This is a genomic window from Phenylobacterium sp., assembly GCF_046290725.1.
GTDB lineage: Bacteria > Pseudomonadota > Alphaproteobacteria > Caulobacterales > Caulobacteraceae > Phenylobacterium.
Window position 1 is genome coordinate 266,743 of sequence record NZ_JBKBUH010000001.1, and the last position, 18,402, is coordinate 285,144.

An 18,402-nucleotide genomic window follows, 5' to 3' on the forward strand; every position below is an offset into this window, starting at 1 on the left:
ATGGCTTCCGCGGCGTCTTGACCCCGCCTGCGACCTCGCCCATCGGGGGCGGGCATGGCCGTCTATACCGACATCACCGACGAGGAGCTCGCTGAGCTCCTGGCCGATTTCGACCTCGGCGCGCCGCTGGCGTTCAAAGGCATCGCCGAGGGCGTGGAGAACTCCAACTTCCTGCTGGAGACCGAGGCCGGGCGCTTCATCCTGACGGTCTACGAGAAGCGGGTGCGGGCCGAGGACCTGCCGTTCTTCCTCGACCTGATGCGGTGGCTGGCCGAGCACGGTTATCCCTGCGCCACCCCCATGGCGGACCGGGCCGGCCGCATCCTGAAGACGGTGCGCGGGAAGCCCTGCGCCCTGATCGCCTTCCTGCCCGGGCTTTCCGTGCGCCGGCCGAGCGCCGCTCATTGCCGCGAGGCGGGCGAAGGCCTGGCCCGCCTGCATCTGGCCGCCGAGGGGTTCCCGCTCTCGCGCCCCAACGACCTCGGCCAGGCCGCCTGGGCGCCGATGTTCGCCACGCTGAGGCGCGACGCCGAGGCCCTGAAGCCGGGGCTGGCGGCGCAGATCGAGACGGACCTTTCGCGCATCGCCGCGGCCTGGCCCAAGGGGCTGCCGGAGGGGATCGTCCACGCCGACTTCTTCCCCGACAACGTCTTCTTCCAGGCCGGGAAGTTCGCCGCGGCGATCGACTTCTATTTCGCCTGCACCGACGCGCTGGCCTACGACATCGCAGTCGCCCTGAACGCCTGGTGCTTCGAGCCTGACGGCTCGTTCAACATCACCAGCGCGCGGGCCATGCTGGCCGGCTACGAAACCCGCCGCCCCTTGAGCGCCGCCGAACGCGCCGCCCTGCCGGTGCTGGCGCATGGGGCCGCCATGCGCTTCTTCTTGACCCGCCTGCACGACTGGGGCGCGACGCCGGCCGGGGCCCTGGTCAGGCCGAAGGATCCGCTGGAGTACGAACGCAAGCTGGCGGTCCACCGCGCCTCGCCCGACCTCGTCCTGTTCGGGGATCTCGCGTGACCCCGAAGGTGGTGATCTATACCGACGGCGCCTGCTCGGGGAATCCCGGCCCCGGCGGCTGGGGCGCGATCCTGATCTCCGGCTCGCACATGAAGGAGATCTGCGGCGGCGAGGCCCAGACCACCAACAACCGCATGGAGCTGATGGCGGCCATCCAATCCCTGGAAAGCCTGAAGCGCCCCTGCATCGTCGAGCTGCACACCGACAGCCAGTACGTGATGAAGGGCATTTTGGAGTGGATCCACGGCTGGAAACAGCGCGGGTGGAAGACCGCCGACAAGAAGCCGGTGAAGAACGACGACCTCTGGCGGCGCCTCGACGCCGCCCGCCAGCGGCACCAGGTGAAGTGGGCCTGGGTGAAGGGCCATGCCGGCCACGAGCTCAACGAGCGCGCCGACGCCCTGGCGCGCAAGGGGATGCTGGAGCTGGGGATCGCCTGAAGGCGGCTCAGCGCGCCCGTTCGATGGCGCTGATGGTGAACTCCCCGCCGTCGCTCTCGCCGGTGGACGAGGCGCGGATGAACAACCGCCCTGGCTCGGCGAAGGTCAGCACGAGCTCGGAGTTGAGCCCATTCGCATCGTCGTTGCTCGTCGCCACGGCGAAGCCCACAGGCGACATCACGCCAGCCTCCATCATCGGGTCGAAGGCGTCGGACTTGAGGTTCACCACCAAGGTCTGGCCGGCCCGGCCTTCCACGACGAAGAGCTTGTAGAATTGTAGCTGGGCCCCATCCCCGGAGCTGTTCTGCGCCACCACCGCATCTTCGAACGACAGGGCGCCACGGATCTCCCGCCCGATGACGAGCGGCGCCGGTTCGCTCGCGGAGAAACGGGCCGGAAGCTTGCGTATGGAGAGGGTGTAGGCGCCTTCCCGCGACACCGACATGGCCGAGACCTCGTAATCGCCCGCAGCCTCGAGGGTCGTGAGGATCCGGGCGTTCAGCCCCGCGCCGCCATCGTCGTCCCGCACCTCCCGGCCCTGTCCGACCAGGGGCCGCATCACCAGCTGTGAATCGAAGTCGTCGGACTTCATGTCGATCAGAACGCGGTCCCCCGCCTCGCCGCGGAAGTGGTAGAGGGCGTAGGGATATTTCTCGCCGAGCTGCGGCGTCGCCTCGTCGAACCGCCCTTCCCCACTGAAGCCGTAGGCGGCGGCGACCGGCGTGGGCGGCAGTATGGGCGCCCGCTCGCGGACGGCGATGGTGAATCGGCCCGAGGTGGAATCGACCGCCTGGGCGCGGATCAGATAGTCGCCGGCCTCCCGCGCGGTGAAGCGCAGCCGGGCGTCGAGACCCATGCCGCCATCGTCGTCTTCCGCCAGCAGACCGCCCTCCCGCCCGACACGGGAGATGTCGAGATAGGGATCGAAGTCCTCGGACCCCATGTCGATCTGCACGTTAGCGCCCGCCGCCAAATTGACGACGAACGGGACGTAGCTTCGCCCGTCCTCCGTCCGCCGGGCGTTGGACAGGCTTCCCGGCGTCTCCTCGCCGAGCGTCAGGCGATTGGCGGTCGCATCGGCGCGGCGCGACTGGGCCTGGGCGGCCTCGGGCGCGGTCAGAAGCATGGCGCTGGCGGCCAGGCCCGTCGTCCAGGTCAAGAAAGCGAAGCCGGAACGCCGGCTCGGAACGCTCCGCACTCGGTCCGACATCGTCACCCCCGTTGCGGTTCGACGGGGACCGCACCCCCGGGCGAACTTGAGCTTGACAACAGATTGCGACAATCCGCGTAATCGTCAACCTTACCGTGAGTTCACGGCCTCTGCAGCCACGCCTTGGGGGCTCCGGTGACGGACGCGGAGAAGGAAAACGGCGAAAGCGTATGCCGGGTCTGCCGCAACGGCATGCCGGCGGGCGCAGCCAAGTGCGCGGAATGCGGCTCGTTCCAGGACTGGCGCCGGCATGTCTTCGCCTGGAGCGGACTGGTGGGCGCCGGCCTCGCCCTGGTTCCGCTTTGGACAGGGGCGGCGGCCTTGCGGGAGCAGGCTTTTCCCAGCCCGCCCCGGATCGTCTCGGCCCTGGATTGCGCCCCCAACGAACTTACCGCCTATCTCACCAATATCGGCGGCCGTCCTGCGATGCTCAGGCAGCCGACCGTCGTGCGGAGCCATCCGGAAGACCAGGAGCCGACGCACCTCATGTTGAACCGGGTCGTGGACGAGGACGATCTGGAATTGCAGCAGAACGAGAGCGACATACTGAAGCTCTCGCTGGAGAGCGAAGGCGGCGCCTTTTACGACGACGACAAGTGCGAGATCACGGTCACCTTCGAGCTGGCGGAGTCCGCCGGAGCCAAGGCGACTGCACCGCCGAAGGCCTCATGCCCATGCGACGCGCGCTCCGACTTCTAACCGCGGTGGCGGCCCTGACGGCGGCCTTGGCGCCGACGCATGCGCACGCGGCCCCACGGTTGAAGATGCTGGTCGTCCACTATGACGGAGACCCGGAGCCATCCGTGGAAAAGGCCGACGAGAGCATCAGCCGTATTATCGGAAGGGTGAAGGTCTCCAACAGATGCCGCGACGACTACAAATATCTTGAGATCGAGACCGACCGGCTCAAGGCGAGCGGGCGTTCCGCCGCCCAGCTGAAGAAGGATTGGAACGACAATCAGGCCCTGGCCCTGCTGGCGGATCGCTTCGGCCATGACCAGGGCGTGCAGAAGGCGCGGAGCTGGATCTATATCGGAAACCGGGGCGAGGCCTGGGCGAGTCCGGCAGACCCTCGGATCTGGCTGGATATCAGGGACACCTCTTCGGTGCTCGCGGGATACGCCTTGCTGTTGCAGCTGGAACAGCACGCCTGCCCCGAAACCGTCCGCGCGTTTGCGGGCGTCCTGGAGCAGGCGATCAAGGACGCGGCTGCAAAGGGCGGCTCGGCGAAGATGCTCCGTCCCGTCCGATCGGAAATCCAGCGCATTCAGAAGGACAGCATCGCGGCCGCCCGATAGTTCGATGGCCACACCTTGACCGTTCGAAGTCGCATCACCATGTCGTTTGATATCGAACGATATGGAGGGCTATATGGGTCCCGCGCTTCAGGACCGCCCCGACGTGGCGGTGTTCAACGAGATCGGGGTGATCGAACACTACACACGTCATTCCGTCATCAAACACCTGCCGCCGGGCGTGACCTACGCCCATTTCGAGCTGCTGATGCATCTCCATCGCGACGGCGACGGCCAGACGCCGGCGGAGCTGGCGCAGGAGATGCTGATGTCCAAGGCGGCCATGACCAACATCCTGCAGAAGATGGAGGCCTTGGGGCTAGTGGCGGTGCTGGCCGACGCCGGCGACCGGCGCAAGAAGCGCGTGCGGCTGACCCGCGCCGGCGGCGAGGTCTACGCCCAGGTGCTGAAGGACATGAAGTGGAAGATGGAGGCCCTGCGCTCCGGCTTCACCGAGGCCGAGTTCCGCCAGGCCCTGCCCTTCCTGCGGGCGCTGCGCGCCTTTCTCGAGGAGATCAACGAGACGCCCGAACCCGCAGCCGCGATGCGCCGCTGAGGCCGATCACCTCCACCTCCGCGCCGGGCGCCAGGCTGTCGCCGCCTTCCAGGTCGGCCGCCCACTCCTTGCCGTCGATCGTCACGCGCCCCTGGCCGTCGATGAAGACCGCCGCGGCGCGGCCCTGCTGGCCCACCAGACGGCCGACATTGTCATTGATGTCGCCCTCGCTCGCCGGCCGCCGAGGCCAGAAGCGCCGGGCCGCCAAGGTGGTGACGATGGTCAGGACCGCGAAGGCGCCGATCTCCAGGGCGGCGTTGTCGGTGACAAGGGTGAGCAGGGCCACCACGGCGGCGCAGGCCGTGGGCCAGAGCAGCCAACCGGAGCCGGTGGCCACTTCCGCCGCCAGGATCACGGCGGCCAGCGCCACCCATATCCAGAAGGCGTGGGCCGCATAGAGGGAAACGAGGCCGCCCATGACGTCCTCAAGCTCCCGTCGGCGGCACGGCCGAGCCGCGCCGGGCGGGCGGTGGCGGACGCGGGCCATCGGCGTTGACCGCCTTCACCAGCTCACCGATCCCACCGACGGAGCCCACCAGGGCCGACATCTCGGCCGGGACGATGACGGTCTTCTGCTGCGGGCTGTCGGCCAGGCGGGCGAAGGCCTCCACGTATTTCTGGGCGACGAAGTAGTTGATGGCGTTGACGTCGCCGCGGGCGATGGCTTCGGAGACCATGGCCGTGGCCTTAGCCTCGGCCTCGGCTTCCCGCTCGCGGGCCTCGGCGTCGCGGAAGGCGGCCTCGCGCCGGCCCTCGGCTTCGAGGATGGCGGCCTGCTTGGCGCCCTCGGCCCGGGCGATGGCCGCCTGCTTTTCGCCGTCCGCCTCGGTGATGACCGCCCGGCGCTCGCGCTCGGCCTTCATCTGGCGGGCCATGGCGGCGGTGATGTCCGGCGGCGGCTGCAGGTCCTTGATCTCGATGCGGGCCACCTTCACGCCCCAGGGCATGGTCGCCTGGTCGATCACGTGCAGCAGGCGGGTGTTGATCTGGTCGCGCTGGGAGAGCACCTCGTCCAGCTCCATGGAGCCCACCACCGTGCGCAGGTTGGTCATGGCGAGCTGGGCGATCGCGTAGTTGAGGTTGTCCACCCGGTAGGCGGCCGCGGCGGCGTCCATCACCTGGATGAAGACGATGCCGTCCACCTGCACCACGGCGTTGTCCTTGGTGATCACCTCCTGGCGCGGCACGTCGAGCACCTGCTCCATCATGTTCACGCGCCGGCCGACGCCCTCGACGAAAGGCGTGAGAAAGCTGATGCCGGGGGTGAGCGTGCGCGTGTAGCGGCCGAACCGCTCGACGGTGAACTCCCGCCCCTGGGGGACGATCTTGATCGCCGAGAACAGGATCACGATCGCCAGCACCACGAAGACGACGGCCGCCATCAGTTCCATGAGGGACTCTCCCGAAACACCCAAGCTTAAGCTTAGCGCGGCTCGGAGGTTCCCGCCATGGTCGCATCGTCGGGGAGCGTCGGCTGCCAGCCGGGCACGCGGCGCTGAACCGAGGCGAGCCGGGCGGCCAGGCCGCGGCCGCGGCCGGCGGCTTCGGCCTCGGCGTGTCGGCTCAGGTCCGAACAGGCGGGAAAGGCGCGGCGGCCGGCGTCGAAACCCGCCTCGAATCCGGCCTTCAACCGCTGCTCGAACTCCGGCTCGGCGCCTTCCGTGTCGATCAGCTGGTCCAGCCGGCTGCGCCAGTAACGATCATAGGGGCCAAGGCAGGCTTGGCGCATCGCCTGGCTCTCGCCCATCACCCGGACGAGCGCGGCCAGGACCTCGCGTTCCTCCGACGGCCGCTCCTGAGCGAAGGCGGCGCCGGCGAACAGCATCGCGACGAAGACGGCGACGGATCGCATGGTCGAACTAAACGCCCCCGCCTTCGGCTTGTCACGCCCCCGTCGCCCATGGCGTCGCCGCCAGGCGCCGGACCAGGAAATCGGCCAGCACCGTCACCCGCGCCGGCCGCAGCCGCCCAGGCGGGCTGACCACATGCAGGTCCGGCTGGGGCGGGCGCCAGCCGCACATGACCGCCTCGAGGGCGCCGGATTCGAGGTCCCGCCAGCAGATGAACTCCGGCAGCAGGGCAAGGCCTAGGCCTGCGCGCAGGGCTGGGCCAAGCACCTCGGCGTTGTTCACCCGCATGGCGCCCGAGACGGTCACCGCCTGCTCGTCGCCCTCCGGATTCGTGAAGCGCCAGAGGTCGGGCGGCTCGATGTTGGAATAGGTGAAGCAGCGGTGGGCGGCGAGGTCGCGCGGCTGCTCCGGCCGGCCGTTGGCTTCGAAGTAGCCGGGCGCGCCCACCAGCAGCACGCGCATCTCGCAGATGCGCCGCGCCAGCAGGGAGGAGTCGGGCAGGCGGGCGATCCGAACGGCCAGGTCGTAGCCGCCGGCGACGAGATCGATCTTCTCGTCGGAGAGGTCGAGCTCGACCGACACGTCCGGATAGCGGGCCAGGAAGTCGGGCAGCTGGGGCGCCAGATGCAGCAGGCCGAAGGACATGGGTGCGGCGAGGCGGACGAGGCCGCGCGGAGTCGCCGACTGGGCGGCGGTTTCGGCCTCTACGGCTTCGCCCTCGGCCAGGATCCGACCGGCGCGCTCCAGGGCCGCCTGGCCGCTCTGCGTCAGGGAGAGCCGCCGCGAGGTGCGGTGGAACAGGCCGGTCCCCAGCCGGTTCTCCAGGCGGCCGACGGCCTTGGAGACGGTGGCTTTGGAAAGCTCCAGCTCTTCGGCTGCGCGGGCGAAGGAGCCAGTCTCCGCCACCCGGGCGAAGATCGCCCAGGCCTCCAGGTCGGGTAGCTTCGGCATCTCAGTTTCGGAAACAGTCTGTTTCCATCGTTTCTATTTCGAAACTCCGCCGAGACGCTACCTGTTTCTCCGACGACGGGCGGCCGACGCCGCCTTCACGGGAGATACGCGAATGATCGACCACCGACCCTTCGAAACCCTCGGCGGCGCCGACCACGGCTGGCTGGACGCCAAGCACCACTTCTCGTTCGCCGACTACTACGACCCCAAGCGGATGGGCTGGGGCGCCCTGCGCGTCTGGAACGACGACGTGATCGCGCCCAATTCCGGCTTTCCGCCGCACCCGCACGCGAACATGGAGATCGTCACCTATGTCCGCACCGGGGCGATCACCCACCAGGACAGCCTGGGCAACCAGGGCCGCACCGGCGCCGGCGACGTGCAGGTGATGAGCGCCGGCTCCGGCATCCGCCATGCGGAGTTCAACCTGGAAACCGAGCCGACGACCCTGTTCCAGATCTGGATCCTGCCGACCAAGGCCGGCGGCGAACCGTCCTGGGGCGCCCGGCCGTTCCCGCGCGGCGACCGCGCCGGGAAGTTCGTCACCCTGGCCAGCGGCATGGAAGGCGACGAAGACGCCCTGCCGATCCGTACCGACGGCCGGGTGGCCGGCGCGACGCTCAAGGCCGGCGAAAGCGCCGAATACGCCCTGGGCGAGGGCCGCCGCGCTTATCTGGTGGCCGCCACCGGCCGCATCGACGTCAACGGCGTGGTCGCCAAGGCTCGCGACGGTCTGGCGATCCGCGACGAGCCGGTGATCCGGGTGACCGCCCTGGACGACGCCGAGCTGGTGCTCGTCGACGCCGCCTAAACCTCCCCCCCCCGGCTTCCCGCGAATGCGGGGAGCCGTCTTTCTTCCATTGTTCGGAGTTTTTCATGACCAAGGTCCTCGTCCTCTACCACTCCACCTACGGCCACATCGAACAGATGGCCCGGGCCGTCGCCGAAGGCGCGCGCGAAGGCGGCGCCGAGGTCGACATCAAGCGTGTGCCCGAGACCGTGTCGGAGGACGTGGCCAGGGCCGCCCGCTACAAGCTCGACCAGGAGGCCCCCATCGCCACGGTGGACGAGCTGGCGGATTACGACGCCATCGTCGTCGGCGTCGGCACCCGCTACGGCCGAATGGCCTCTCAGATGGCGGCCTTCTGGGACCAGACCGGCGGTCTGTGGGCCAAGGGCGCCCTGGTCGGCAAGGTGGGCGCGGTCTTCACTTCCACGGCCACCCAGCATGGCGGCCAGGAGACCACGATCATCGCCGGCATCACCCAGCTGCTGCACCAGGGCATGGTGATCGTGGGCCTGCCCTACGCCTGGGCTGGCCAGATGACCCTGGACGAGATCACCGGCGGCAGCCCCTATGGCGCTTCGACCATCACCGGCGGCCAAGGCCAGCGCATGCCCAGCGACAACGAATTGGACGGCGCCCGCTTCCAGGGTCGCCTGGTCGCGCAGACCGCTGCGAAGCTGGCGGGGTGAGCGATATTGATCTCAGGCCGGCTCGCGCTGACGCAGCCTGGCCGTCCGGTCGATGGCGGCTTCCGCCTCGGCCACGATGCGGCGGACGATCTCGCCGGCCGGCAGGACCTCATGCACGCCGCCGGCGGACTGGCCCATAGCGAAGCAGGAGCGGTCCGGATCGAGCCCCTCGATCTGGCCGCCGATGCCCCCCATCACGCCGGCCTGGCTGGATAGCATCGCCTGCATGGGGAAGGGCTGGATGTCCTGGGGGCGCTTCTCCCAGTCTTCGACATAAGGGTTCTTCTTCACCCGCATGGGCTTGCCCGAATAGGAGCGGGTGCGGATGGTGTCCTCGTCCGAAGCCTCGACGATGGTCTGCCGGTAGAGCTCCCCGGCATGCGCCTCCTGGGAGGCGATGAAACGCGTGCCCATCCAGACCCCCACGGCGCCGAGCGACAGGGCGGCGGCCAGTCCCCGCCCGTCATAGAGGCCGCCGGCGGCGACCACCGGGATCTTCACCGCTTCGACCGCCTGGGCCACCAGGGGCATGGTGCCGACGAGGCCGGTATGCCCCCCGCCCTCTCCGCCCTGGCAGATGACCGCGTCGCAGCCGGCCTGTTCGGCCTTGACCGCGTGCTTCACGGCCCCGCAGACCACCATCACCTTCAGGCCGGCCTTCTTCAGCTTCTCCATGATCGGCATCGGCACGCCGAGGCCGGCGACAAAGGATGAGGCGCCCTCCTGGATGATGATCTCCACCGAGGCGGTGAGACTCTCGGGCGAGGCCGCCAGCAGATCCACACCGAACGGGCCGTCCGTCAGCTTGCGGACCTTGCGCATCTCCTCGCGGATGAAGTCGGGCGATCGTCCCGCCATGCCGAGCACCCCATAGCCGCCGGCGTTGGTCACCGCCGCGGCCAGTTCGGCGTAGGACACCCCGCCCATGCCGGCCAGCATGACGGGATGCTTGATCCCCAGGAGATCGCAGAGCGGCGTGTGCAGGGTCATCGAAATCCTCCCGAATTTTATGTTCGGGAGGATGGCGCCCGCGGGCCGGCTTGGAAACTATGACGCGGCGTCACGCTTCCCGGCGCGCCTCAGAAGATCGCGTAGCCGCCGTCGATCAGGATGTTGTCGCCGGTGTGGAAGGACGAGGCGTCGGAGGCGAAGTAGACGGCCATGCCGCCGAAGTCCTCCGGCTTGCCCCAGCGCCGCATGGGCACGCGCCGGATCACCTGGTCGTTGAACTTGTCGTTGTCCTGCGCGCCCGCGGTCATGTCGGTGGCGATCCAGCCCGGCAGGATCACATTGGCGCGCACGCCGTAACGCGCGTGCTCCACCGCCGTGGCGCGGATCATCGGGATCAGGGCCCCCTTGGTGGCCGCATAGGCCTGGTTGCGCGCCGCGCCGTCCAGGGCAGAGAGCGAGGAGATCGCGACCAGAGATCCGCCGAGATCCCCCTGGTTCGCCCTCTCCACCATGTGCCGGCAGGCCGCCCGCAGGGTGAAGAACACCCCGTCCAGATTGACCGCCAGCACCTTGCGATAGGTCTCTGTGGGGAATTCGGCGAAGGAGCGGGCGCCGCCGCCGATGCCGGCGTTGGCGATCACCGTGTCCACGCGCCCCATCTTCGAGACGGCCTCGACGAAAGCTGCGTCCACGGCGGCCTCGTCGGCGACGTTCACCACCTGTGTCAGGACGCGAACGCCGGTGGGTTTCAGCTTCTGCTCGGCGGCGGCGTTCTTCTGGGCGTTCGAGCCCCATATGACCACGTCCGCGCCGGCCTGGGCCAGGGCCTCGACCATGCCGAAGCCGATGCCGCCGTTGCCGCCGGTGACCAGGGCGACCTTCCCGGTCAGATCGAAAGGCTTGTAGGCCATGGCGTCTCGCTCCCGCATTTCAAACGATTGTTGGGAGGAGAAGGCCGTGCTTACGCCGCGTGCGTCAAGTCGCCGTCCAGCCGCCGTCCACCGTCAGGGCCGCACCGGTGGCCGAGGCGCCCATGTCGGAGACGAGGTAGAGCAGCATCCCGGCCAGATGGCCGTATTCGACGAACTGCTTGTTCGGCTGAGCCGCGAGGATGACGTCCTCCATCACCCGGTCCTCGGGGATACCGCGGGTCTTGGCCTGGTCGACGATCTGGGCCTCGATCAGCGGGGTCTTCACATAGCCTGGGCAGATGGCGTTGGCGGTGATCCCGGTGCGGGCGAGCTCGACACCGAGGCCCCGGGTGAATCCCACCACCCCGTGCTTGGCCGCCACATAGGGGGCCTTGAAGGGCGAGGCGACCAGGCCGTGGGCCGAGGCGATGTTGACGATCCGGCCGCGCCCCTGCGCCTTCATGATCGGGATGGCCGCCCGGCAGGCGTGGAAGGTGGATGACAGGATCACGGCGATCAGGGCGTCCCACTTCTCCACCGGGAACTCGTCCACCGGCGCCACGTGCTGGATGCCGGCGTTGTTCACCAGGATGTCCAATCGGCCGAACTCGCGCCGCGCATAGTCGATCAGGTCGGCGATCTCCTCCGGCTTGGTCATGTCGGCGCCGTGGTAGCGGATCGCAGCGTTGGTCCGCTCCTGCAGGGCCCGACGGTCGGTCTCGATCTGGGCCGGATCGCCGAAGCCGTTGAGGATGACATTGACGCCCTGCTCGGCCAGGGCCGCAGCCAGGGCCTGACCGATCCCGCTGGTGGAGCCGGTGATGACGGCCACGTGGCCCTGGATCCCGTAATCGACGGCCATGCCGGTCAGTCCTTCTGTTTCGCGGTCTTGCGGGCGGCGGCGACTGGCGGGGGTTGCGGCCGCGAGAACACCCATTCCGTATCGGTGGAAGCCTTCGGCTGGAAGCGGTAGCCGTCGAAATCGAAGCCTTTCAGCCCCGCGGCGCGGTCGATGCGATGGTCGATGGCGTAGCGGGCCATCATGCCCCGGGCCCGTTTGGCGAAAAACGAAATGACCTTCGCCTCGCCGTCCTTCTCCTCGAGGAACCGGCAGTGGACCAGCGGCAGCTTCAGCGCGGTCTGGTTCACCGCGCCGAAGTATTCCTGGCTCGCGCAGTTCACCAGAGTCCGGTCCTTATGGCCCGCGGCGGCCGCGTTCAGGGCCTCGGCGATCTTCTCGCCCCAGAAGGCGTAGAGGGTCTTGCCGCGCTTCGTTTTCAGCGAGACGCCCATCTCCAGGCGGTAGGGCTGGATGGCGTCCAGCGGGCGCAGCACGCCGTAAAGCCCGGAGAGGATCCGCACGTGCTTCTGAGCGAAGACCAGGGCCTTCTTGTCGAGCTCGCGGGCCCTCAGCCCGGCATAGACGTCGCCGTTGAAGGCGAAGGCCGCCTGCAGCCCGTCTTCCATGGCCGGATCGAAGGCCTGGAAGCGCTCGCGGTTCAGCTTCGCCAGGTTGTCGGAAAGGTCCATCATCCGCTTCAGATCGGCGACCCGCAGCTTTTTGGTGGTCTCGGCCAGTTCGGCGACATCTTCGGCGAGCTCCGGCGTGGTCACCGGCAAGACCTGTTCCGGCCGCGTGAAATCGAGCGCCTTGGCGGGTGAAAGGACGATGAGCATGCCGGCCTGGAATCAGAAGAGGACGCGCGGGTTCATGATCCGCTTGGGATCCAGGCTCTGCCTTATGGCGACCAGCGCCGCAACCTCCGCCGGGCTCTTGTAGCGCCGCGCCTCCTCGCTCTTCATCACGCCCAGGCCGTGCTCCGCCGAGATCGAGCCGCCCATGCGCGCGACGATGTCGTGGACCACCCGCGAGCCTTCCGACCGCCGGGCGGCGTGCGGCGCGTCCTCGGCGCCCTCCGGCCGGATCACGTCGTAGTGGATATTGCCGTCGCCGACGTGGCCGAAGGCGGTGACGCGACATCCGGGGACCATCGCCTCCACCGCGGCGGTGGCCTCTTCGATGAAGTCGGCCACCCGGCTGACGGGCACCGAGACGTCGTGCTTCCAGGTGGCGCCCTCAGGCTTCTGGCCGGCGGACTGGTGCTCGCGGATCGACCACAGCGCCTTGGCCTGGGCCTGGCTCTGGGCGAGCGCGGCGTCGCGGACCAGACCGTCCTCCAGACCCCGGGCGAGCAGGCGCTCCATGGCGGCCTGCGCCGCGCCCGGTTCGCCCGAGGCGATCTCGACCAGCACGTACCAGGGGTGAGGGGCGCTCAAGGGATCACGCTGGTCGGGGATGTTCTTCAGCACGAACTCGACGCCCCGCCGGCCCATCAGCTCGAAGGCCTCCACCGCCCCGCCCGCCTCGTCCTTGGCGCGGACCAGCAGTCGGATGGCGGCGGCGGGGTCATCCACCGCGGCGATGGCGGTGGCCCGCGAGGCCAGGATCGGGAAGAGCTTCAGGCTGGCGGCCGTGACCACGCCCAGGGTGCCTTCGGCCCCGATCAGCAGGTGCTTCAGGTCATAGCCGGTGTTGTCCTTGCGCAGGCGCTTGAGGCCGTTCCAGACCTCGCCATTGGGCAGCACCGCCTCGAGCCCGAGGACGAGGTCGCGCGTCGTCCCGTAGCGCAGGACCTGGGTGCCGCCGGCGTTGGTGGAGACGACGCCGCCGATAGTGGCGGTCCCTTCGGACGCCAGGCTCAGGGGAAAGCGCCGGCCTTTTTCCGCCGCCGCCTCATGTACGGCCGCCAGGGTGACGCCCGCCTCGACCACCAGCACGTCGTCGAAGGCGTCGACGTCGCGGACGCGCCGCAGGCGCTCGGTGGAGAGCAGGATCTCGCCCTGAGGGATCTGGCCGCCCACCAGGCCCGTGTTTCCGCCCTGAGGCGTGATCGGAACACCGGCCTCGAAACAGATCCCGACCACGGCCGAAACCTCTGCGGTTGTCTTCGGCAGGGCCAGGAACGGCGTCTCGCCGGTCCAGCGGTCGCGCCATTCCACCAGCTTGGGAGCCAGGCGTTCCGGATCCTGGCTCCAGCCGCCCTCGCCCAGCACCGCCTTGAGGCGCGAAAGGACGTCGGCGGGGACGGGGGCGGTCATGGCGGGAGACTACGCTTTCGAGGAGGCGCGGACCAGTATATACTCAGATATATACCGGAGGCGCGATGGCGATCCTGATCAAGAACCCACAGGTCGAGGCCCGAGCGCGCGAGTTGGCGGCGCGTACGGGCGAAAGCCTGACCGCCGCCATCGATGAGGCGGTGAAGATGCGGCTGGACGCGGAAAAGGCCAAGCCGAAGCGCCGTCCCACCTTGGAGGAAGCCCTGGCCGCCACCGAAGAGTTCCGCAAAGCGGTGGGGCTCGACAAGATGACCTTGAACATCACCCGGGCCGACTTCGACGAGATCAACGAGATTCCGGGCCTGGAGGACGACGAGCTTGATCGTCGTTGACGCCTCGGCCCTGGTCGCCGTCGGCGAGGCAGAGCCGGGCTTCGAGAGATACGTCCGGGCGATCGTCGAAGCGCCCCAGGCGATGATCGGGCAGGTGAACTACTTGGAGGTCGGGATGGTCCTGATCCGTCGGCGCGTCCTGGCCGATCCGACGGAGCTCGACCGCTGGCTGGGAAATCTCGGCGTTGAGATCGACGAAAGCGGCGACCTCGGCGCGGACGCGCTCGCCGCCTATCTCCGCTACGGCAAGGGGGTCCATCCGGCGCGGCTGAACCTCGCCGACTGCTTCGCCTATGCCCTGGCCCGCAAGCTGGACGCGCCGTTGCTCTACAAGGGCGACGACTTCGCCCTCACCGACGTTCGGCCGGCTCTTCAGCCCACATAGCCGGCGGCGCGTTTCAGCCGGTCATTGATGGCCTCGCCCAGCCCCTCGTGCGGGATGGGCGCGACGGCGATGGCCGTCGGGTCGGTGCGGTCGGCCTCGCGCAGATAGGCGAAGAGCCGGGCGGCAGCCTGGCGCAGGTCGCCGGCCGGGCTGAGGTTCCAGCGGTGCTCGCCGGGCCCGAAGGCGAGATAGGCCTCGCCGGGCTGGGGGGCGGTCGCGTCCAGGCGCACCGGCGCCTTGGGCGAATAGTGGCGGGCGAGGCGCCCCGGCGAGCGCCTGGCGTCCGCCTCCGCCTCGGCCAGGGGGCCGATCTCCGCCTCGATCTCCGCGCGGGTGACGGCGCCCGGGCGCAGCAGGCGCGCCTCGTCCAGCAGGGCGACGACGGTGGATTCGAGCCCGACCTCGCAGGGGCCGCCGTCCAGGGCCGCGGCCGTCGCCGCCCCGGTCTCCTCCACCGCATCGGCGAAGGTGGTGGGGCTCGGCCGGCCGGAGCGGTTGGCGGAGGGGGCGACCACTGGGCCGCCAAAGGCCTGCAGCACCGCGCGGGCGAGCGGATGGGCGGGAACGCGCACCGCCACCGTCTCCAGGCCGGCGCGGGCCAAGTCGCACACCGGCGTGTCGGCGCGGACCGGCAGCACCAGGGTCAGCGGCCCCGGCCAGAAGCGTTCGGCCAGGCGCCGCGCGCGGATATCGAACACGGCGATCCGTTCGGCGGCTTCGAGATCGGCCACATGGCTGATCAGGGGGTTGAACCGCGGCCGGCCCTTGGCCTCGAAGATCGCCGCTACGGCCCCCGGGTTCGACGCGTCGGCCGCCAGGCCGTAGACGGTCTCCGTCGGCAGGATGACGAGGCGGCCCGCGCCCAGGGCGGCCGCGGCCTCTTCCACCGATGCGGTTCTCGTCGCGTCCACTTGGCCCTCCGGTCGCGGCTCGTTACACCGCGCAAGGCCCTTCGTCAGCCAGGAGCTCCCACATGACCTTCCGCGCCCCGGTCCGCGACCTGATGCTCGCCCTGCGGACGGCCGGCCATCCCGCCCTGCTGCAGGCCGGGTTCCCGGAGCTCGACGAAGACACGGTCGCCGCCGTCCTGGAGGCCGCCGGGAGCTTCGCCCAGGAGGAGCTGGCGCCCCTGAACCGCCAGGGGGATCAGGCCGGCGCCCGGTTCGAGAACGGCCGCGTCTACGCCGCCCCGGGCTTCGCCGACGCCTATCGAGCCTTCGTGGCCGCCGGCTGGAACTCGCTGTCGGCAGATCCGGAGCATGGCGGCCAGGGGCTGACCAAGGCCATGGAGCTGGCGGTCTTCGAGATGGTGCATGCCGCCAACATGGCGTTCGGCCTCTGCCCGATGCTGACCCAGGGCGCCATCGAGGCCCTGCACCTGCACGGGACCGAACGCCAGAAGCGCGTGTTCCTGCCCAAGCTCGTCTCGGGCGAGTGGACCGGCACCATGAACCTGACCGAGCCCCAGGCGGGCTCGGACCTGGCCGCCGTGGCGACGCGCGCCGAGCCCGACGGGGAAGGCGGCTATCGGCTCACCGGCCAGAAGATCTTCATCACCTGGGGCGACCACGACGCGGCCGACAACATCTGCCACCTGGTGCTGGCCCGCCTGCCCGACGCGCCGCCAGGGGTGAAGGGCATCTCGCTCTTCCTGGCGCCCAAGCGGCTGGTGGACGTGGACGGGAACCTGGGGGCCGAAAACGACCTGCGCGCCGGCTCCATCGAGCACAAGCTGGGCATCCACGGCTCGCCCACCTGCGTGATGCTGTTCGAGGGAGCGAAGGCCGAGCTGGTCGGCCAGGCGAACAACGGCCTCGCCCACATGTTCACCATGATGAACGCCGCACGGCTGCAGGTCGGCGTCGAGGGCGTCGCCATCGCCGAGCGCGCGTTCCAGCAGGCGCTGGCCTACGCCCAGGAACGGCGGCAGGGCCGCGCCGCCTGGGCGTCCGACGGAGCGATCTTCGGCCATCCCGACGTGCGCCGCATGCTGATGCTGATGAAGGCCAAGATCGAGGCGGCCCGCGGCATCTGCCTCCTGACCGGCGTGCAGGCGGACCTCGCGCGACTGGCCGCCACCGAGGCCCAGCGGACCACCGCCCGCCAGCGGCAGGAGCTGCTCACCCCCATCGCCAAGGCCTGGTCGACGGACATCGGCGTCGAGGTGGCCTCGCTCGGCGTGCAGGTGCACGGCGGCATGGGCTTCATCGAGGAGACCGGCGCAGCCCAGCACTATCGCGACGCCCGGATCGCGCCGATCTACGAAGGTACCAACGGCATCCAGGCCATCGATCTCGTCGGCCGCAAGGTCCCCATGGAGGACGGGGCGGTGATGGACGCGCTGTGCGCCGAAATGCACGCCTGCGCCGCCGAGCTTCAGGGCGCAGCGGGGCTGGAAGCGGTCGGCGCCCGCCTGGAGGCTGGGGTTGCGGCCCTGGAGCGGGCCACCGACTGGCTGCTCGCCCACCGCGGAACCGAGGCCCTGGCCGTCGCCACGCCCTATCTGAAATTGGCCGGCGACGTGATCGGCGGCTGGGTGCTGGGCAAGCAGGCCTTGGCGCTCGCCGGCGGCGACGACGACTGGTCGAGGAGCAAGGGCGCCCTGGCGCGGCTCTATGCCGGCCAGGTGCTGGCCCAGGCGCCCGGCCTGGCCGACGGCGTGATGGACGGCGCCGGCGACCTGGTGGCGGTGAGCGCGGCGGCGCTAGGCGCCTAGGCCGCGACCAGCCCCGGCGCGTCGTGCAGGGCCGGGTCCAGCCCCCGCCCCATCAGGTCGATGAAGTTGTCCCGGTAGAACCGCCGCTTGGCGCGTTCGGGCAGCCCCTCGAGGGCGTCATTGAAGCGTTTAAGCGGATTGCGGCCACCCTCGACGTGCGGGAAGTCCGAGGAGAAGAGGCACACCTCCTCCCCCGCGTTCTCGACGATCCAGCGCGTGTCCTCGTGCGGATAGGGGGTGACCCGCAGCTGGCGGCGCAGGATCTCGCTCGGCTTGGCCGAGAGCTTCTGCAGCCGCTCCTCCTTGCCGAAGGCCGCAGCGCCGGAATCCATGAACCGCATCAGGCTGGGCAGCCAGGAGGCGCCGAGCTCGATGGCGCCGAACTTCAGGTTCGGGAAGCGGTCGAAGACGCCGTCGATCACCAGGGCCGACAGGGTCTGCCAGACCGAAAGCGGGATCGCCATGAAGGTCAGCGAGGTGAAGTTCTCCGCCCCGCCGTGGAAGTCCAGCACCTGGGGCAGGCCGTTGTTGAGATAGTCCCGGTGCATCTTCTCCTCCCCGCCCACGTGGAAGAGGATGGGCAGGCCCGCCTCCTGCACCGTCGCCCACAGCGGATCGAGTTCGATGTGGCTGGGCGAATGGCCGATGGGGTGGCGTGAGGGGACGACGATGCCCTTGGCGCCCATCTCGATGGCCTCTCGGGCGATGCCGGCGGCCCGGGCCCGATGGCAGAGCGGCACATAGGCCGTGGGCAGCAGCCGGCGGTCCACGGAGCAGAAGTCGACCATCATCCGGTTGTGCGCCCGGGCCGCCTCGATGGCGAGATCGGCGTCGCCGCTCTCGTCGAGGCCATAATTGCTCAAGGAGGCGGTGGTGAAGACGAGCTGGCTGGCGAAGCCGAACAGGTCCAGCGCCTTGGGCCGGTCCTCACGCCGAAAAGCGCCCAGCGCCTGGTAGTTCTTGCGCAGCAGCAGGTTGGCCTCGTCCCCGGCGCGGAACTCCGGGTCGTCCTGCAGGGCGGCGGCCTTTTCGAACCATTCAGGCAGGACGTCCTTCTTGCCGGTCCTGTCGATGAAGGCCTGCCGGTATTTGGGGTCCAGATAGCGGTGCAGGGTCCCCGGCAGCTCCATGACATGGCTGTCGGCGTCGTGGATGGTCTGGCCCTCGACGTAAGGCATGTGCGTTTCTT

At 69.4% G+C, this 18,402-nt stretch carries 22 protein-coding genes; 10 read left to right on the forward strand and 12 right to left on the reverse strand.

The genetic code is table 11. The features are described from left to right. The first annotated feature begins 54 nt into the window (after positions 1–54). Positions 55–1,020 carry a homoserine kinase gene (gene thrB / locus ACK41C_RS01445; protein ID WP_409649538.1) on the forward strand — a complete coding sequence of 322 codons (966 nt, stop codon included), beginning with the start codon at positions 55–57 and terminating at the stop codon, positions 1,018–1,020. Further along, positions 1,017–1,460 carry a ribonuclease HI gene (gene rnhA / locus ACK41C_RS01450; protein WP_409649541.1) on the forward strand — a complete coding sequence of 148 codons (444 nt, stop codon included), beginning with the start codon at positions 1,017–1,019 and terminating at the stop codon, positions 1,458–1,460. The genes thrB and rnhA overlap by 4 nt, the downstream gene beginning before the upstream one ends. A 7-nt stretch (positions 1,461–1,467) precedes the next feature. On the opposite strand, the gene ACK41C_RS01455 is transcribed toward rnhA, so the two are convergent. Next, positions 1,468–2,619, reverse strand: coding sequence for a PPC domain-containing protein (locus tag ACK41C_RS01455; protein ID WP_409649544.1), 1,152 nt, complete (start codon positions 2,617–2,619; stop codon positions 1,468–1,470). 186 nt (positions 2,620–2,805) lie between these two features. On the opposite strand from ACK41C_RS01455, the gene ACK41C_RS01460 reads away from it, so the two are divergent. The 3 genes from ACK41C_RS01460 (at position 2,806) to ACK41C_RS01470 (ending at position 4,521) form a co-directional block, all read left to right on the forward strand. Next, entirely contained in the window at positions 2,806–3,369 is a 564-nt protein-coding gene (locus ACK41C_RS01460) for a hypothetical protein (protein ID WP_409649547.1), read from the forward strand. A 104-nt stretch (positions 3,370–3,473) separates the two neighbouring features. Then, positions 3,474–3,968 carry a hypothetical protein gene (locus ACK41C_RS01465; RefSeq protein ID WP_409649549.1) on the forward strand — a complete coding sequence of 165 codons (495 nt, stop codon included), beginning with the start codon at positions 3,474–3,476 and terminating at the stop codon, positions 3,966–3,968. 73 nt (positions 3,969–4,041) lie between these two features. Beyond that, positions 4,042–4,521, forward strand: a complete 480-nt coding sequence (locus ACK41C_RS01470; RefSeq protein ID WP_409649552.1) for a MarR family winged helix-turn-helix transcriptional regulator — start codon at positions 4,042–4,044, stop codon at positions 4,519–4,521. On the opposite strand, the gene ACK41C_RS01475 is transcribed toward ACK41C_RS01470, so the two are convergent. Genes ACK41C_RS01475 through ACK41C_RS01490 form a run of 4 tightly spaced genes read right to left on the reverse strand, consistent with a single transcriptional unit; the run spans position 4,481 to position 7,322 of the window. Continuing rightward, positions 4,481–4,939 carry an NfeD family protein gene (locus ACK41C_RS01475; RefSeq protein WP_409649555.1) on the reverse strand — a complete coding sequence of 153 codons (459 nt, stop codon included), beginning with the start codon at positions 4,937–4,939 and terminating at the stop codon, positions 4,481–4,483. The two genes, ACK41C_RS01470 and ACK41C_RS01475, sit on opposite strands and share 41 nt — an antisense overlap. 7 nt (positions 4,940–4,946) lie before the next feature. Further along, positions 4,947–5,912, reverse strand: a complete 966-nt coding sequence (locus ACK41C_RS01480; protein ID WP_409649557.1) for an SPFH domain-containing protein — start codon at positions 5,910–5,912, stop codon at positions 4,947–4,949. A 32-nt stretch (positions 5,913–5,944) separates the two neighbouring features. Then, positions 5,945–6,373, reverse strand: a complete 429-nt coding sequence (locus ACK41C_RS01485) for a TIGR02301 family protein (RefSeq protein ID WP_409649560.1) — start codon at positions 6,371–6,373, stop codon at positions 5,945–5,947. A gap of 31 nt (positions 6,374–6,404) precedes the next feature. Beyond that, positions 6,405–7,322 carry a LysR family transcriptional regulator gene (locus tag ACK41C_RS01490; protein ID WP_409649563.1) on the reverse strand — a complete coding sequence of 306 codons (918 nt, stop codon included), beginning with the start codon at positions 7,320–7,322 and terminating at the stop codon, positions 6,405–6,407. Between the two features lie 112 nt (positions 7,323–7,434). On the opposite strand from ACK41C_RS01490, the gene ACK41C_RS01495 reads away from it, so the two are divergent. Then, positions 7,435–8,133, forward strand: coding sequence for a pirin family protein (locus ACK41C_RS01495; protein ID WP_409649566.1), 699 nt, complete (start codon positions 7,435–7,437; stop codon positions 8,131–8,133). 65 nt (positions 8,134–8,198) lie between these two features. Further along, the gene (wrbA, locus tag ACK41C_RS01500; RefSeq protein WP_409649568.1) at positions 8,199–8,798 is read left to right on the forward strand and encodes an NAD(P)H:quinone oxidoreductase; all 600 of its coding nucleotides are present in this window, start codon (positions 8,199–8,201) and stop codon (positions 8,796–8,798) included. Between the two features lie 12 nt (positions 8,799–8,810). Here wrbA and ACK41C_RS01505 read toward each other — a convergent pair whose 3' ends face one another. The 5 genes from ACK41C_RS01505 to ACK41C_RS01525 form a co-directional block, all read right to left on the reverse strand. Next, positions 8,811–9,788, reverse strand: a complete 978-nt coding sequence (locus ACK41C_RS01505; RefSeq protein ID WP_409649571.1) for an NAD(P)H-dependent flavin oxidoreductase — start codon at positions 9,786–9,788, stop codon at positions 8,811–8,813. A gap of 89 nt (positions 9,789–9,877) precedes the next feature. Further along, entirely contained in the window at positions 9,878–10,660 is a 783-nt protein-coding gene (locus ACK41C_RS01510) for an SDR family NAD(P)-dependent oxidoreductase (protein ID WP_409649574.1), read from the reverse strand. 64 nt (positions 10,661–10,724) lie between these two features. Further along, positions 10,725–11,522, reverse strand: coding sequence for a 3-hydroxybutyrate dehydrogenase (locus tag ACK41C_RS01515; protein WP_409649577.1), 798 nt, complete (start codon positions 11,520–11,522; stop codon positions 10,725–10,727). Positions 11,523–11,527: 5 nt separating this feature from the next. Next, a complete protein-coding gene (gene yaaA / locus ACK41C_RS01520; protein ID WP_409649580.1) occupies positions 11,528–12,337 on the reverse strand; it encodes a peroxide stress protein YaaA in 810 nt (269 codons plus the stop codon). Between the two features lie 12 nt (positions 12,338–12,349). After that, the gene (locus ACK41C_RS01525) at positions 12,350–13,759 is read right to left on the reverse strand and encodes an FAD-binding oxidoreductase (RefSeq protein WP_409649583.1); all 1,410 of its coding nucleotides are present in this window, start codon (positions 13,757–13,759) and stop codon (positions 12,350–12,352) included. 65 nt (positions 13,760–13,824) lie between these two features. Here ACK41C_RS01525 and ACK41C_RS01530 point away from each other — a divergent pair, with 65 nt between their 5' ends. Together ACK41C_RS01530 and ACK41C_RS01535 are read left to right on the forward strand one after the other, a co-directional pair. Continuing rightward, positions 13,825–14,112 carry a type II toxin-antitoxin system VapB family antitoxin gene (locus ACK41C_RS01530; RefSeq protein ID WP_409649586.1) on the forward strand — a complete coding sequence of 96 codons (288 nt, stop codon included), beginning with the start codon at positions 13,825–13,827 and terminating at the stop codon, positions 14,110–14,112. Beyond that, positions 14,099–14,497 (forward strand): type II toxin-antitoxin system VapC family toxin, encoded by a 399-nt coding sequence (locus ACK41C_RS01535; RefSeq protein WP_409649589.1) that lies wholly within the window; start codon positions 14,099–14,101, stop codon positions 14,495–14,497. The genes ACK41C_RS01530 and ACK41C_RS01535 overlap by 14 nt, the downstream gene beginning before the upstream one ends. On the opposite strand, the gene ACK41C_RS01540 is transcribed toward ACK41C_RS01535, so the two are convergent. Next, on the reverse strand, positions 14,485–15,408 hold the full coding sequence (locus ACK41C_RS01540; protein ID WP_409649592.1) for an L-threonylcarbamoyladenylate synthase: 924 nt from the start codon (positions 15,406–15,408) through the stop codon (positions 14,485–14,487). The genes ACK41C_RS01535 and ACK41C_RS01540 overlap by 13 nt on opposite strands. Positions 15,409–15,470: 62 nt before the next feature. Here ACK41C_RS01540 and ACK41C_RS01545 point away from each other — a divergent pair, with 62 nt between their 5' ends. Then, complete coding sequence (locus tag ACK41C_RS01545; RefSeq protein ID WP_409649595.1) at positions 15,471–17,213, forward strand: acyl-CoA dehydrogenase; 1,743 nt, start codon at positions 15,471–15,473, stop codon at positions 17,211–17,213. Here ACK41C_RS01545 and ACK41C_RS01550 read toward each other — a convergent pair. After that, positions 17,210–18,391: an amidohydrolase family protein gene (locus tag ACK41C_RS01550; protein ID WP_409649598.1), complete on the reverse strand. Its 1,182-nt coding sequence runs from the start codon at positions 18,389–18,391 to the stop codon at positions 17,210–17,212. The genes ACK41C_RS01545 and ACK41C_RS01550 overlap by 4 nt on opposite strands. Positions 18,392–18,402: the final 11 nt, after the last annotated feature.